The 16,514-nt window shown below is 65.1% G+C and carries 3 protein-coding genes; 1 reads left to right on the top strand and 2 read right to left on the bottom strand.

The window, feature by feature from the left end; all coding sequences use genetic code 11:
* Nucleotides 1–32: 32 nt before the first annotated feature.
* On the top strand, nucleotides 33–2,480 hold the full coding sequence (gene fpvA, locus FHW81_RS16150; protein WP_004349900.1) for a ferripyoverdine/pyocin S3 receptor FpvA: 2,448 nt from the start codon (nucleotides 33–35) through the stop codon (nucleotides 2,478–2,480).
* A gap of 163 nt (nucleotides 2,481–2,643) precedes the next feature.
* On the opposite strand, the gene pvdD is transcribed toward fpvA, so the two are convergent.
* Both pvdD and FHW81_RS16140 read right to left on the bottom strand, forming a co-directional pair.
* Nucleotides 2,644–9,990 (bottom strand): pyoverdine non-ribosomal peptide synthetase PvdD, encoded by a 7,347-nt coding sequence (pvdD, locus tag FHW81_RS16145; RefSeq protein WP_429479457.1) that lies wholly within the window; start codon nucleotides 9,988–9,990, stop codon nucleotides 2,644–2,646.
* 11 nt (nucleotides 9,991–10,001) lie between these two features.
* Complete coding sequence (locus tag FHW81_RS16140) at nucleotides 10,002–16,475, bottom strand: non-ribosomal peptide synthetase (protein WP_079760265.1); 6,474 nt, start codon at nucleotides 16,473–16,475, stop codon at nucleotides 10,002–10,004.
* Between the last annotated feature and the right edge of the window lie 39 nt (nucleotides 16,476–16,514).

The raw sequence follows: 16,514 nt of genomic DNA, 5'->3' as shown, positions 1-16,514 counted from the left end.
GCAACTTGCCAACCTAAGAAGAGCAATCACCCATGCCAGCACCACACGGTCTCAGTCCTCTGAGTAAGGCGTTTTTGATGCGCCGTGCCTTCCAACGCAGGATTCTTCCCCACTCGCTCGCCATGGCCCTGAGCCTGCCGCTGGCGGGATATGTCCAGGCGCAGGAAGTCGAGTTCGACATCCCTCCCCAGGCGCTGGGCAGCGCACTCCAGGAGTTCGGCCGCCAGGCGGATATCCAGGTGCTGTATCGCCCGGAAGAGGTCCGGAACAAGCGTAGCAGTGCGATCAAGGGCAAGCTGGAGCCGAACCAGGCGATTACCGAGCTGCTTCGTGGCACCGGCGCATCGGTGGACTTCCAGGGCAATGCGATAACCATCAGCGTCGCCGAGGCGGCGGACAGCAGCGTCGATCTCGGCGCCACCATGATCACCTCCAACCAGTTGGGCACCATCACCGAGGACAGCGGCTCCTATACGCCAGGCACTATCGCCACGGCGACCCGCCTGGTCCTGACTCCGCGCGAGACGCCCCAGTCGATCACCGTGGTCACCCGCCAGAACATGGACGACTTCGGCCTCAACAACATCGACGACGTCATGCGCCATACGCCGGGCATCACCGTCTCGGCCTACGACACTGACCGCAACAACTACTATGCCCGCGGCTTCTCGATCAACAACTTCCAGTACGACGGGATTCCCTCGACGGCCCGCAACGTCGGCTACTCCGCGGGCAATACGCTCAGTGACATGGCCATCTACGACCGGGTGGAAGTACTCAAGGGGGCGACCGGCCTGCTCACCGGTGCGGGGTCCCTCGGCGCCACGATCAACCTGATCCGCAAGAAACCTACCCATGAATTCAAGGGCCATGTCGAACTGGGCGCGGGCAGTTGGGACAATTACCGCTCCGAACTGGACGTCAGCGGCCCGCTGACCGAGTCCGGCAACGTCCGCGGCCGGGCGGTAGCCGCCTACCAGGATAAGCACTCGTTCATGGATCACTACGAGCGCAAAACCAGCGTCTATTACGGCATCCTCGAGTTCGATCTGAATCCCGACACCATGCTTACCGTCGGCGCCGACTATCAGGACAACGATCCCAAGGGATCGGGCTGGTCGGGCAGCTTCCCGCTCTTCGACAGCCAGGGCAACCGCAACGACGTCTCCCGCTCCTTCAACAACGGAGCCAAGTGGAGCAGTTGGGAGCAGTACACCCGCACCGTCTTCGCCAACCTCGAGCACAATTTCGCCAACGGCTGGGTCGGCAAGGTGCAGCTCGATCACAAGATCAACGGCTACCACGCGCCCCTCGGCGCGATCATGGGCGACTGGCCGGCACCGGACAACAGCGCCAAGATCGTTGCGCAGAAGTACACCGGCGAAACCAAGAGCAACTCGCTGGATATCTATCTCACCGGCCCCTTCCAGTTCCTCGGTCGCGAGCACGAGCTGGTGGTCGGCACCTCGGCTTCCTTCTCCCACTGGGAGGGCAAGAGCTACTGGAACCTGCGCAACTACGACAACACCACCGACGACTTCATCAACTGGGACGGCGATATAGGCAAGCCCGACTGGGGTACCCCCTCCCAGTACATCGATGACAAGACCCGCCAGTTGGGCAGCTACATGACCGCCCGCTTCAATGTGACCGATGACCTGAACCTGTTCCTAGGTGGACGCGTGGTCGACTACCGGGTAACCGGCCTGAATCCGACCATTCGCGAGTCCGGACGCTTCATTCCCTACGTCGGCGCGGTCTACGACCTGAACGATACCTACTCCGTCTACGCCAGCTATACCGACATCTTCATGCCGCAGGACAGTTGGTATCGCGACAGCAGCAACAAGCTGCTCGAACCCGACGAAGGCCAGAACTACGAGATCGGCATCAAGGGTGAATATCTCGACGGACGACTCAATACCAGTCTCGCCTACTTCGAGATTCATGAGGAAAACCGCGCGGAGGAAGACGCCCTCTACAACAGCAAACCGACCAACCCCGCCATCACCTACGCCTACAAGGGCATCAAGGCCAAGACCAAGGGCTACGAGGCGGAAATCTCGGGTGAACTGGCGCCAGGCTGGCAGGTTCAGGCTGGCTATACCCACAAGATCATTCGCGACGACAGTGGCAAGAAGGTTTCCACCTGGGAGCCTCAGGACCAGTTGAGCCTCTACACCAGCTACAAGTTCAAGGGCGCCCTGGACAAGCTCACGGTCGGCGGCGGCGCCCGCTGGCAGGGCAAGAGCTGGCAGATGGTCTACAACAATCCCCGCAGCCGCTGGGAAAAGTTCTCCCAGGAAGACTACTGGCTGGTGGACCTGATGGCCCGCTACCAGATCACCGACAAGCTGTCGGCCAGCGTCAACGTCAACAACGTCTTCGACAAGACCTACTACACCAACATCGGTTTCTACACCTCGGCATCCTATGGCGATCCACGGAACCTGATGTTCAGCACTCGCTGGGACTTCTGAGCCCGGCTGCGAAAAAGAACGCCCCGCAATGCGGGGCGTTCTGCTTCTCGGCTACCCCACGCGACCCATCGCCGAAGACGCCTGTCGGCACGACACCAAATGATTCCTGTACAGAAACAAAGAGCCCGCCTGAAGGCGGGCTTTGAACGGAACGGACCTGAGATCAGCGCCCGGCACGCTCCAGGGCGGCCCGGAAGCTCTGCACAAACTCAGGGTGGTCGATGATCTTGTCGTGCCGGGTATCCAGCACCCGCACCGGTTCGACACGCTCCGCCCCGATCGCCTCGGCCATCGAGCGCTCCACCGCGCTCCGCTGGATGGCATTGGTGCTGCGCGCGGCCCACCAGAGGCTGACCTTCGCCGTCAGACGCGGGTAATCCATCGCTTTCAGGCGCTCGTCGAGGATCTGTTTCAACTCCCAGGACACTTCCAGTTCGTTGCTCTGTGCGATTTCGCTGCGCAGTGTCGCGAACTCGGCGCCGATCTCCGCTTCCGCCCAGTCGCTCATCCTCGTCCAGCGCTGCTCATCGTCCGTCGTGGCGGAGCAGATCGATGACCAGGCCCGTTCGATATGCTCGGCCCGCTCCGGAAACATGACACCGAGCAGTTCCACCCGCATCTCGCCCACGGATAGGTTCGGGACTGCCTCCGGCGTCGGCCCGATCTCGTTCCAGAACGCTTCGACCCTGACCGGTGCCGGCGCATCGATCCAGCCGACGAAAGCCACCTGCCGCCCACGCTGCTCCAGCCGGGCCGCGACATCCATCGCCAGGTTGCCGCCGAGCGACCATCCCGCCAGGTTGAAAACCCCTTCGGGGTGCTCCTGCAGCAATTGCTCGGCGTATTCCGCAACCATATCGTCCCACTCCGGCACCTCGCGACCAGCGCCCAGCAGGGCACGGCAGACAACACCCTTGACCGGATGACGATCCCGCAGCGCCATGGCGAGGGTCTTGTAACAGTGCACAGAGCCGAAACTCGGATGGAACATGAACAGCGGCGAACCTTCGCGCCTACCGTTGAGCGGCACCAGCAACGACTCACGCGCCTGCCCCTCGATGCATGCCGCCTGTTCCGCGACGCTGGCATGGGTCATCAGTTGGCTGATGCTCAGCGTAGCCTGGCAGGTATCGCCGATCCGCTCCTTGAGCATCAGCAGCAACAATGAGTGACCGCCCAGTTCGAAGAAGTTGTCGTCCAGGCCGACCCGTTCCACTCCCAGGATCTCCGACCAGATCGCTGCGATGCGCTGCTCCAGCTCGCTACCGGGCGCTCGATAGGCCTGTTGCGACAGGCTCGCATCCGGTTGCGGCAACGCCTGCCGGTCGAGCTTGCCATTGACCGTCAGCGGCATCCGCTCCAGCAGCATCAGGTGCGCCGGCACCATGTAGTCCGGCAGGTGCCGCTTCAGCGACTCCCGCAGCGACTCCCGCAGACGCTCGGCATCCTCCGCCGAGTCCGCCACCACGTATCCCACCAGTTGCGTGCCGCCGACCCCGTCATGGGCCAGCACCACGGCATCACGTACCCCGGCCAGACCGGCGAGCGCCGCTTCGATCTCACCCAGTTCGATACGGAAGCCGCGAACCTTCACCTGGTGGTCGATACGCCCGATGTACTCGATATTGCCATCCGCCTGGAACCGTGCCAGGTCGCCGGTACGGTACAGCCGCTCGCCGGCACCGCCGGGGAACGGGTTCGGCACGAAGCGGGTGGCACTCAACCCGGGCCGCCTCAGGTAGCCGCGCGCCAGACCGGCGCGACCGATGTACAGCTCGCCCACCGCGCCGCGCGGCACCGGGTTCAGGTCACGGTCGAGGATGTACCAGGACAGGTCCGGGATGGTCCCGCCGATCGGACTGACCAGGCCACCCTTCAGGTCGGCTTCGCTCACCGGACGGTAGGTTACGTGTACCGTGGTCTCGGTGATGCCGTACATGTTCACCAGTTGCGGCTGGCGATCGCCAAAGCGCTGGAACCACGGCCGCAGGCTCTGCAGATCCAGCGCCTCGCCACCGAAGATCACGTAGCGCAGCGCCGGCTGCTGCGTCGCCATGTCGGCGGAACAGGCCACCGCCATCAGTTGCTTGAACGCCGACGGCGTCTGGTTGAGCACCGTCACGCCTTCGCGGCACAGCAGACGGTAGAAGTCTTCCGGCGAACGACTCACCCATTGCGGCACAATCACCAGGCACCCGCCATAGAGCAGCGCGCCGAAGATTTCCCAGACCGAGAAATCGAAGGCGTAGGAATGGAACAATGTCCACACGTCCCGCTCGTCGAAGCCGAACCAGGCCTCGGTGGCGCTGAACAGGCGCAGCGCGTTGCGGTGGGTGAGCAATGTGCCCTTGGGCTTGCCGGTCGAGCCCGAGGTATAGATCACGTAGGCCAGGTTGTCCGCCGATAGCGTCGGGAGCGGATCGCTCTCGGCGTAGCCGTCCAGCACCAGTCCGTCGATGGCCAGCACCTCCACCCCCGCCTGCCGTGGCAGGCGCTCGAGCAGATGCCCCTGGGTCAGCAGCAGCCGTACCCCACTGTCGTCGAGGATATGCGCCAGGCGCTCCTCTGGCGCCGCCGGGTCCAACGGCAGGTAGGCGCCGCCGGCCTTGAGGATCGCCAGCAAGCCGACCAGCATGTCCAGCGAACGCTCCAGCGCCAGCCCGACCGGCACGTCCGCGCCAACGCCGCGAGCGATCAGGCAGTGCGCCAGGCGATTGGCCCGCGCATTCAGTTCGCCGTAGCTCAGCCGTTGTTCGTCGAGGATCAGCGCAACCGCCTGCGGCCGTTGCCGCGCCTGCTCCTCGAAACGCTGCTGCAAGGTGCCCTGCACCGCGTACTCGCGCTGGGCCGGGTTCCATTCGGAGAGGGTCTGCCGGCGCTCCGGCGCATCCAGCAGCGGCAACTCGCCGAGCCGCTGTCGTGGATTGGCGACGATGCCGCGCAACAGGTTGCGCCAATGGCCGGCCAGGCGTTCCACGGTGGAGGCGTCGAACAGATCGGCGGCATAGTCGAAGGAGGCCCAGATGCCGTTTTCGTCTTCCTGAATATCCAGCGTCAGGTCGAACTGCGCAGTCTGGCCGTCCCAGGCCAGGCCTTCCAGACGCAGGTCCTCCAACTGAACCTCGGGCGTCACCGAGCGTATCTCGCTCTGATGGTTGAACAGCACCTGGAACAGTGGGTTGTGGCTGGCATTGCGCTCCGGCTGCAAGGCTTCCACCAGTTGCTCGAACGGCAGGTCCTGGTGCGCCTGGGCCTCCAGCGCGCGTTGGCGGGCCTGGGCCAGCAGCTCGTCGAAGCCCATCCGACCGTCCAGGTCGGCCTTGAGCACCTGGGTGTTGACGAAGAAGCCGATCAGCCGCTCGGTCTCCACGCGGTTGCGATTGGCGATCGGCACTCCGACACGGATATCCGCCTGCCCGCTGTAGCGATACAACAGCGCCTGGAACGAGGCCAGCAACAGCATGAAACTACTGGTGCCTTCACGCTGGGCCAAGGCTCTCACGGCCTCGACCAGTTCCCGCGATAGCTCGAAACCCAACTGCGCGCCACGATGGCTCTGCCGGGCCGGCCGCGGCCGATCGAACGGCAACTCCAGCACCGGCTGCTCGCCGCCCAGCAGGCCGGTCCAGTACGCCAACTGGCGCTCCTTTTCCCCCGCCTCCATCCAGCTGCGCTGCCACAGGGCGTAGTCCGCGTACTGGATCGGCAGGGCCGGCAACACCACGTCGAGCCCTTGGCTGTAGCCGGCATAGAGCTGGACCAGTTCCTCGACCATCACCTGCATCGACCAACCATCGGACACGATGTGGTGCTGGACCAGCACCAGTACATGGTCGTCTTCGGCCAGTTGCAACAGGTTCACCCGCAGCAGCGGCCCCCGTTCCAGGTCGAATGGCTGCACAACGATGGCCTGTATCCGTTCGATCAGGCCTTCTTCACCGAACTGTTCCCGCTCGATGGAAACGCTAACCGCAGGTTGTACCTGCTGGTACGAACGCCCTCCCTCCAGCCGGAAGCGGGTACGCAAGGTTTCATGCCGCGCGACCAGGCTGTCGAAGCTGCGTTGCAAGGCATCCACGTCCAGCCGCCCGCGTAGGCGCAAGGCACTCGGAATATGGTAGGCCGCGCTTTCCGGCTCCAGTTGCCAGAGGAACCACTGACGCTCCTGAGCGAAGGACAGTGCCAACGGTTGCTGCCGATCGGCAAGCGGTATCGTCGAGACCGCATCCGTCGTGCGTTCCAATCCCTGGGCGAACGCTTCCAGAACCGGCCGCTCGAACAACGCCTTCAGGCTTGCGTCCAACTGCTGCTCCTGGCGAACCCGAGAAATCACCCGGGTAGCCAGCAACGAATGACCGCCCAGTTCGAAGAAGTTGTCGTCCAGGCCGACCCGTTCCACTCCCAGGATCTCCGACCAGATCGCTGCGATGCGCTGCTCCAGCTCGCTACCGGGCGCTCGATAGGCCTGTTGCGACAGGCTCGCATCCGGTTGCGGCAACGCCTGCCGGTCGAGCTTGCCATTGACCGTCAGCGGCATCCGCTCCAGCAGCATCAGGTGCGCCGGCACCATGTAGTCCGGCAGGTGCCGCTTCAGCGACTCCCGCAGCGACTCCCGCAGACGCTCGGCATCCTCCGCCGAGTCCGCCACCACGTATCCCACCAGTTGCGTGCCGCCGACCCCGTCATGGGCCAGCACCACGGCATCGCGTACCCCGGCCAGACCGGCGAGCGCCGCTTCGATCTCACCCAGTTCGATACGGAAGCCGCGAACCTTCACCTGGTGGTCGATACGCCCGATGTACTCGATATTGCCATCCGCCTGGAACCGTGCCAGGTCGCCGGTACGGTACAGCCGCTCGCCGGCGCCGCCGGGGAACGGGTTCGGCACGAAGCGGGTGGCACTCAACCCGGGCCGCCTCAGGTAGCCGCGCGCCAGACCGGCGCGACCGATGTACAGCTCGCCCACCGCGCCGCGCGGCACCGGGTTCAGATCACGGTCGAGGATGTACCAGGACAGGTCCGGGATGGTCCCGCCGATCGGACTGACCAGGCCACCCTCCAGGTCGGCTTCGCTCACCGGACGGTAGGTTACGTGCACCGTGGTCTCGGTGATGCCGTACATGTTCACCAGTTGCGGCTGGCGATCGCCAAAGCGCTGGAACCACGGCCGCAGGCTCTGCAGATCCAGCGCCTCGCCACCGAAGATCACGTAGCGCAGCGCCGGCTGCTGCGTCGCCATGTCGGCGGAACAGGCCACCGCCATCAGTTGCTTGAACGCCGACGGCGTCTGGTTGAGCACCGTCACGCCTTCGCGGCACAGCAGACGGTAGAAGTCTTCCGGCGAACGGCTCACCCATTGCGGCACGATCACCAGGCGCCCGCCATAGAGCAGCGCGCCGAAGATTTCCCAGACCGAGAAGTCGAAGGCGTAGGAATGGAACAACGTCCACACGTCCCGCTCGTCGAAGCCGAACCAGGCCTCGGTGGCGCTGAACAGGCGCAGCGCGTTGCGATGGGTGAGCAACGTGCCCTTGGGCTTGCCGGTCGAGCCCGAGGTATAGATCACGTAGGCCAGGTTGTCCGCCGATAGCGTCGGGAGCGGATCGCTCTCGGCGTAGCCGTCCAGCACCAGTCCGTCGATGGCCAGCACCTCCACCCCCGCCTGCCGTGGCAGGCGCTCGAGCAGATGCCCCTGGGTCAGCAGCAGCCGTACCCCACTGTCGTCGAGGATATGCGCCAGGCGCTCCTCTGGCGCCGCCGGGTCCAACGGCAGGTAGGCGCCGCCGGCCTTGAGGATCGCCAGCAAGCCGACCAGCATGTCCAGCGAACGCTCCAGCGCCAGCCCGACCGGCACGTCCGCGCCAACGCCGCGAGCGATCAGGCAGTGCGCCAGGCGATTGGCCCGCGCATTCAGTTCGCCGTAGCTCAGCCGTTGTTCGTCGAGGATCAGCGCAACCGCCTGTGGCCGTTGCCGCGCCTGCTCCTCGAAACGCTGCTGCAAGGTGCCCTGCACCACGTACTCGCGCTGGGCCGGGTTCCATTCGGAGAGGGTCTGCCGGCGCTCCGGCGCATCCAGCAGCGGCAACTCGCCGAGCCGCTGTCGTGGGTTGGCGACGATGCCGCGCAACAGGTTGCGCCAATGGCCGGCCAGGCGTTCCACAGTGGAGGCGTCGAACAGGTCGGTGGCGTAGTCGAAAACGGCGCAAAAACGCTGCTCTTCGTCCGTCAGGTCCAACGTCAAGTCGAACTGCGCCGTCCGGCTGTCGAACTGCACGCTTTCCATCTGTAACTCGTCGAAGCGGAATGCCTGGCCGTTGCCACGGGCTTCGCTCTGGTAGTTGAACAGCACCTGGAACAGCGGGTTGTGGCTAAGACTGCGCTCCGGCTGCAAGGCCTCCACCAGTTGCTCGAACGGCAGGTCCTGGTGCGCCTGGGCCTCCAGCGCGCGTTGGCGGGCCTGGGCCAGCAGCTCGTCGAAGCCCATCCGACCGTCCAGGTCGGCCTTGAGCACCTGGGTGTTGACGAAGAAGCCGATCAGCCGCTCGGTCTCCACGCGGTTGCGATTGGCGATCGGCACGCCGACACGGATATCCGCCTGCCCGCTGTAGCGATACAGCAGCGCCTGGAACGAAGCCAGCAACAGGGCGAAGGCAGTAGCCCCCTCCTGCTGGGCCACGCGCCTGAGCGCCTGGGACAGATCAATATCCAGTTCCAGGATGAACTGGGCACCACGATGGCTTTGCCGAACCGGGCGCGGCCGGTCGAACGGCAACTCCAGCACCGGCTGCTCGCCGCCCAGCAGGCCGGTCCAGTACGCCAACTGGCGCTCCTTTTCCCCCGCCTCCATCCAGCTGCGCTGCCACAGGGCGTAGTCCGCGTACTGGATCGGCAAAGCCGGCAGCGCTACCTCGAGCCCTCGACTATAGGCGGCATAGAGCTGGACCAGTTCCTCGACCATCACCTGCATCGACCAACCGTCGGACACAATGTGATGCTGGACCAGCACCAGCACATGGTCGTCCTCGGCCAGCCGCAACAGGCTCACCCGCAGCAGCGGCCCACGCTCCAGGTCGAACGGCCGCGCGATCGTCGTCTCGACCTGCCGAGCGAGGGCGCCCTCCTCGAGCGGCCCCAACGCGACGATATCCAACGGCAATGCCATGGATGCGGCGATCTCCTGGCGCGCCTCGTCGCCGTCGAGGCGAAAACGGGTGCGTAGGGTCTCGTGCCGCGCAACCAGGCTGTCGAAGCTGCGTTGCAGGGCATCCAGGTCCAGCCGCCCACGTAGACGCAAGACACTCGGGATATGGTAGGCCGCGCTTTCCGGCTCCAGTTGCCAGAGAAACCACTGTCGCTCCTGGGCATAGGAGAGCCGCAGGGGCTCGCCGTCCTGGCGCTTGAACACTGGCGCGATCTCGAAGAGATTGACACCTTGCTGCTTGAGCAGGACAGCCAATGCCTTCCTTTCCTGGGGGGAAAGGGAGCCCACCTTCTCTATGAGTGCTTGCACGCTACCGCCTCTTAGGAAATCAGTTTTTCAAGTTCATCGGCAGATAGACGTTTGAGCGCCTCCAGGGATTTAGCCAGGGCATCTTCCACCGGCGCGCTCTCGCCCTTGAGGGTCTCGACGCCGTGGCAGAACTCACCCAGTGTCTCCGCGGTGAACATCGACTTGATCGGCACCTCCAGGTGCAGTCGTTCGCGTAGGCGGCCAATGACCTGGGTGGCCAGCAACGAGTGGCCGCCGAGTTCGAAGAAGTTGTCGTCGAGCCCGACCTGTTGCAATTGCAGGACCTCCGCCCAGATCCCCGCGACCTGTTGCTCCAGATCGCTTCGCGGCGCCACGTAGACCTGCTGCAACAGGCTCGCATCCGGCTGCGGCAGGCCCTTGCGGTCCAGCTTGCCGTTCGGCGTCAGCGGCATCCGCGCCAGGAACAACAGGTGCGATGGCACCATGTATTCCGGCAGGCGCTCGCGCAGCGCCGTCTTCAACTGCGCCCGGCACTCCGCCTGCGCTTCCGGCGAATCCGCGACCGCCGGCTCCTGCGCCACCACGTAGCCCACCAACTGCTGGCCCACCGCGCCCGGCTGGGCCACCACCACCGCCTCGCGCACCGCCGGATGCTCGCGCAGGCGCGCCTCGATCTCTCCCAGTTCGATGCGGAAGCCTCGGATCTTCACCTGGTGGTCCACCCGTCCGAGGTAGTCCACCACCCCATCCGCACGCCCACGAGTCAGGTCGCCGCTGCGGTACAGCCGGCTGCCCGGCGCGCCAAAGGGATCCGGCACGAAACGCTCGGCGGTCAGCGCCGGACGCTCCAGGTAGCCACGCGCCACCCCTTCCCCGCCCAGGTACAGTTCGCCCGCCACGCCTACCGGCAGCAGGTTCAACTGCCCGTCGAGGATGTAGCCGCTACGGTTGCCCAGCAGCGTACCGATCGGCATGTAGGCCGCGCCGCAGGCATCGCCCGCCCGTGCTTTCCACAGCAGCGGCGTCACCACCGTCTCGGTCGGGCCGTAGCCGTTGAACAGGTACTTCGGTTTCAGCGCCCGCCACGCCAGGTCATAGCTGGCCTGCGCCACCGCGTCGCCGCCGAAGCAATAGACCCGTACCGGCGGCGGATTGCCGTCGCGCTCGGCATGCTCGGCCAGTTGCTGCAGGTACACCGGCGGGAACACCCCCACCGTTACCCCGTGGCGATGCATCTCGGCGTAGGTCCGTTCCGGCAGCCACAGGCTGTCGTCGCGGATCAGCACCCGCGCACCGTTGATCAACGGGTGCATCCAGCCTTCGTGGGAACCGTCGAAGGCGAACGACATGAAGTGCAGCTCGCAGTCCTCCGGGGTCATCTCGTAGCGCTCGCCGGTAGCCACGATATGGGCGATCAACGGACCATGGGACACCGCCACGCCCTTGGGCATGCCGGTGGAGCCGGAGGTGTAGATCACATAGGCCAGGTTGTCGCCGTGCAGCGCCACCTCTGGATCATGGGCGGGGAAGCCGGCCCACTCCTCCTCGCGATCCACGGAGAGGCAGGACAACCCCTCGGGGATCGGCAGACGCTCCAGCAGGTGGCTATGGGTCAGCAGCAGGTGCGCGCGACTGTCCTGCATCATGTACAGCAGGCGCTCGCGCGGGTATTCGATATCCAGCGGCACGTAGGCGCCGCCGGCCTTCAGTACCGCCAGGAACGCCACCATGATCTCCGCACTGCGCTGCATGGCGATCGCCACCCGCACCTCGGGGCCAACGCCTCGGGCGATCAACGCATGGGCCAGGCGGTTGGCCCGGCTATCCAGCTCGGCGTAGGTGAGCTTTTCCTCGTCGAAGATCACCGCCACCGCATCCGGCGCCATACACGCCCGCTCGGCCACTCGCTGGTGTACCAGCGGCGTTGCCGGATAGCCCGAGCCGCTGCGGTTCCAGAGCTGCCCGATGACTTCGCGCTCCTCGCGGTCGAGCATGTCCAGCTCTCCCAGGCGAGCGTCAGGCATCGCCAGGATCGCATCCAGCAGGTTCTGCCAATGCCGTACCAGGCGCTCTGCGGTCGAAGCATCGAATAGATCGGTCGCATAGACCAGCGCCGCCCAGATGTCCGACTCGGACTCACAGGTATCCAGCACCAGGTCGAACTGCGCCGTATGGCTTTCCCACGCCTGCTCTTCGATGCTCAGTCCCGCGACTTCCGGCAAGCCGTGCTCGCCCCGCTCCGCCTGGTAGTTGAATAGCACCTGGAACAGCGGGCTGTGGCTGAGACTGCGCTCCGGTTGCAAGGCTTCCACCAGTTGCTCGAACGGCAAGTCCTGGTGCGCCTGCGCCTCCAGCGAGCGCTGGCGAACCTGGTGCAGCAATCGGTCGAACCCCATCTGCCCATCGATGTCGGCCTTGAGCACCTGGGTGTTGACGAAGAACCCGATCAGTCGCTCGGTTTCGACCCGGTTGCGATTGGCGACCGGCACGCCGACACGGATATCCGACTGACCGCTGTAGCGATACAGCAGCGCCTGGAACGATGCCAGCAGCAACATGAAGGTACTCGCACCCTGCCGTTGGGCAAGCGCCTTCAGCCGCCTGGCCCGCTCCGCGCCGAGTTCAAACTCCAGCCGCGCGCCGCGAAAGCTCTGCTCCGCAGGACGGGGACGATCGAACGGCAGCTCCAGCACCGGCTGTTCGCCACCCAGCAGGCCGATCCAGTACGCCAACTGGCGCTCCCTCTCTCCGGCCTCCATCCATTCGCGCTGCCAGACGGCATAGTCCGGATACTGTATCGGCAGCGCCGGCAGGGCCGCTTCGCGCCCCTGGCTGTAGGCGGCATAGAGCTGGACCAGCTCTTCGACCATCAACTGCATCGACCAACCGTCGGAGACGATATGGTGCTGGACCATGACCAGCACATGGTCATTCGGAGCCACTTCGAACAGACTGATCCGCAGCAACGCATCCGTCCGTAGGTCGAAGGGCCTGGCCATCTCCGCTTCGACTGCCGCCCTGAGCGACGCGTCATCGACATTCGCCAGGTTATGCCGGGAAACCTGCAACTGCCCATCGGCGTCCACCACCTGAACGGTACGCAGGCCTTCCTGGCGGAAGCGGGTACGCAACGACTCGTGACGCTGTGCGAGGCGCTCGAAACTGCGCTGTAGCGCGACGACATCGAGGCCGCCGCGCAAGCGCAGGGCGGCGGGAATGTGATAGGCCGCGCTCTCCGGTTCCAATTGCCAGAGGAACCACTGGCGCTCCTGTGCATAGGACAACGGCAGCGGCTGCTCGCGGGTAACGGGCATGATCGGCGGAACCTCCGCCGGTTTCTCGCCCAGGCTCTCGACGAATCCCTGCAGGACCGGCTGCTCGAAAAGGCTCTTCAGGCTGACTTCGATACCGAGATCCTGGCGAATCCGCGAGACCAGGCGCGTCGCCAGCAGCGAGTGTCCGCCCAATTCGAAGAAGTTGTCGGTAAGGCCGACCCGTTCGACGCCCAGCAACTCGCCCCATATCGCGGCCACGTCTTTCTCCAGCGCGCTCGCCGGCGCCATGTGTTCGTGTTGCATCAGGCCGGCATCCGGCTTCGGCAGCGCCCGACGGTCCAGCTTGCCATTTGGACTGAGCGGCATCCGCTCGAGGAACAGCAGGTGCGAGGGCACCATGTAGTCCGGTAGCGAGGCCCGTAGCGCTGTGCGGATACGCTCGCGCAAAGCCGGCTGGCGAGTCTCGTCCTCGCCCCCCTCAGCCACCAGGTAGGCCACCAGTTGACCGTCCAGCGCAAGAGCCGCCGCTTCGCGTATTCCCTCCAAGTCCATGAGGCGGGCTTCGACCTCCCCCAGCTCGATGCGGAAGCCGCGGATCTTCACCTGATGGTCGGCACGCCCCATGTACTCGATCACGCCGTCACCGCGTCGGCGCGCCAGGTCGCCGGTCCGGTAGAGCCTCGAGCCCGGTTCGCCGAAGGGGTCGGGCAAGAAGCGCTCGGCGGTCAAGCCGGGCCGATCGTGGTAGGCACGGGCCAGCCCGGCACGGCTGGCGATATAAAGCTCGCCTACCGCCCCTACGGGCAGTAGGCCGAGATGTTCATCCAGCACCAGCAACGTACGGCCGGGTAGCGCCTGGCCGATAGGACTGGCATTGCCCACCCGGGCGTTCTCGGCGGAACAATCGAAGACGCTGGACACCACCGTGGCCTCGGTCGGTCCATAGGTATTGAGCAACCTCACCCGGCCCATGCCGGCTTGCCGCCAGAGCTTCGGCCCCTCCAGTGGCATGGCTTCGCCACCGATGTGGATCTGCCGCAAGGCACCGTAGGAACGCCGTGGCTCGGCCAGGGCATCGAGCAGGAACAGGTTCCAGTACGCCGTGGGCAGGTCGGCAAGGGTCACGCCCTGCTCGACTATCTGCCGATACAGCTCACCGGTATCCCAGAGGTCGCCGCCACGCAGGACCACGCAGGCACCACGGGTCAGCGCCGGATAGAGCTGTTCGACGAAGCCGTCGAAGCTCAGGGTGGCGAACTGCAATATCCGATCCTCCGGGGTGAGCGCGGAATAACCACTGGCGATACGCGAGAACTGCGCAAGCGCCGCATGGCTGATGGCCACGCCCTTGGGTTTTCCGGTGGAGCCGGAGGTGTAGATCACATAGGCCAGGTTCTCCGGCCGCAGGTTCACCACCGGATCATCCGTAGACACCGATGCGTCCCGTTCCAGGCGGTCGATGGAGAGCACCTCCAGCCCTTCGTGCAAAGGCAGCCCGGGCAGCAAATGCTCCTGGCTGAGCAACAGGCCGACGGCGCTGTCCTCGAGCATGTGACGCAAACGGTCCTGCGGATAGGTCGGGTCCAGCGGCACATAGGCACCACCGGCCTTGAGAATCGCCAGCAGACCGACCACCATGTCCAGCGAGCGCTCGACGGCGATTCCCACCAGCACATCGGGACCGACGCCACGCGCTATCAGGCAGTGAGCCAGACGATTGGCGCGGGCGTTGAGCTCGGCGTAGCTCAAGGCCTGCCCCTCCAGCGCCAGTGCTTGCGCCTGCGGACGCAGACGGGCCTGCTCCTGGATCTGCAACTGGACCAGGGGCGGCAACCCACCCTCGTCGGCGTTCTCTGCCCAGGCCCGCAACAGGCAATCGCGCTCCTCGTCCAGCAACAGCGGCAACTCGGCGACCGGCCGGCCCGGTTCGGCCACGATGCCGCGCAGGAGATTCTGCCAGTGCCGAGCCAGGCGCTCGACGGTCGAGGCCTCGAACAGATCCGTGGCATAGCCGAACGATGCCCAGATACCGTCCTCGGCCTCGTGCACGTCCAGCGTCAGGTCGAAGGCCACGGAGCTGCTCCGCCACTCCATCCGCTCCAGCGACAGGCCTGGCAGTTGCACGCCCTGGTTGGCCGAACGAGAGTCGGCCTGGTGATTGAACATGACCTGGAACAACGGGTTGTGGCCGAGGCTGCGTTCCGGCTGCAAAGCCTCCACCAGTTGCTCGAACGGCAGGTCCTGGTGAGCCTGTGCCTCCAACGCGCGCTGGCGGGCCTGGGCCAGCAACTCGTCGAAACCCATCCGGCCATTGATGTCGGCCTTGAGCACCTGGGTGTTGACGAAGAAACCGATCAGCCGCTCGGTTTCAACCCGGTTACGGTTGGCGATCGGCACGCCGACACGGATATCCGCCTGTCCGCTATAGCGATGCAACAGCGCCTGGAAGGAAGCCAGCAACAGCATGAACATGGTCACACCCTTGCGCTGAACCAGCTGTTTCAAGGCAAGGGCCAGGTGTGGCTCCAGCTCCAGGTCCAATTGCGCTCCACGATAGCTGCGCAGCGGCTGCCGCGGGTGATCGAGGGGCAACTCGATCACCGGCTGCTCGCCGCCCAGCAGGCCGGTCCAGTACGCCAACTGGCGCTCCTTTTCCCCCGCCTCCATCCAGCTGCGCTGCCACAGGGCGTAGTCCGCGTACTGGATCGGCAGGGCCGGCAACACCACGTCGAGCCCTTGGCTATAGGCGGCATAGAGCTGGACCAGTTCCTCGACCATCAATTGCATCGACCAACCGTCGGAGACGATATGGTGCTGGACCATGACCAGCACATGCTCGTCGGCGTCCACCTCCAGCAAAGTCACCCGCAGTAACGGTCCCTGTTCGAGATCGAAGGGTCGTGCGATCTCCGCCTCGACCCGCTCCAGCAATCGCTGTTCGTCGAGTCCCCGTTGCACTTCGACTTCGAGCGCCAGCGAGACGTCGGCGGAGACGACCTGCACCCATTCATCACCCATCCGCGCGATCCGCGTGCGCAGGCTTTCGTGCCGCTCGACGAGCGCCGCGAAGCTGCGCTGCAAGGACGCAATGTCCAACCTGCCGCGCAGGCGCAGGGCGGTAGGAATGTGGTAGGCGGAACTCTCCGGCTCCAGCTGCCAGAGGAACCACTGCCGCTCTTGGGCATAGGACAGCGGCAGGTTGTCCATCTCCTGGCGAGTCTGCGGGATCGGCAGGCGGGCGAAGCTCATGCCCTTGGCCTGGACACGCTGATAGAACAATTTCTGCTG

It is taken from the genome of Pseudomonas sp. RC10-4-2 (genome assembly GCF_050433085.1).
Taxonomy (GTDB): Bacteria; Pseudomonadota; Gammaproteobacteria; order Pseudomonadales; family Pseudomonadaceae; genus Pseudomonas; species Pseudomonas aeruginosa.
This window is presented reverse-complemented; position numbering and strand designations above follow the sequence as displayed.

Bases quoted from the DNA above. Each gene is read 5' to 3' on its own strand.
- FHW81_RS16140 (WP_079760265.1), bottom strand. From the start codon at position 16,475: ATGAGCTTCGCCCGCCTGCCGATCCCGCAGACTCGCCAGGAGATGGAC.
- fpvA (WP_004349900.1), top strand. From the start codon at position 33: ATGCCAGCACCACACGGTCTCAGTCCTCTGAGTAAGGCGTTTTTGATG.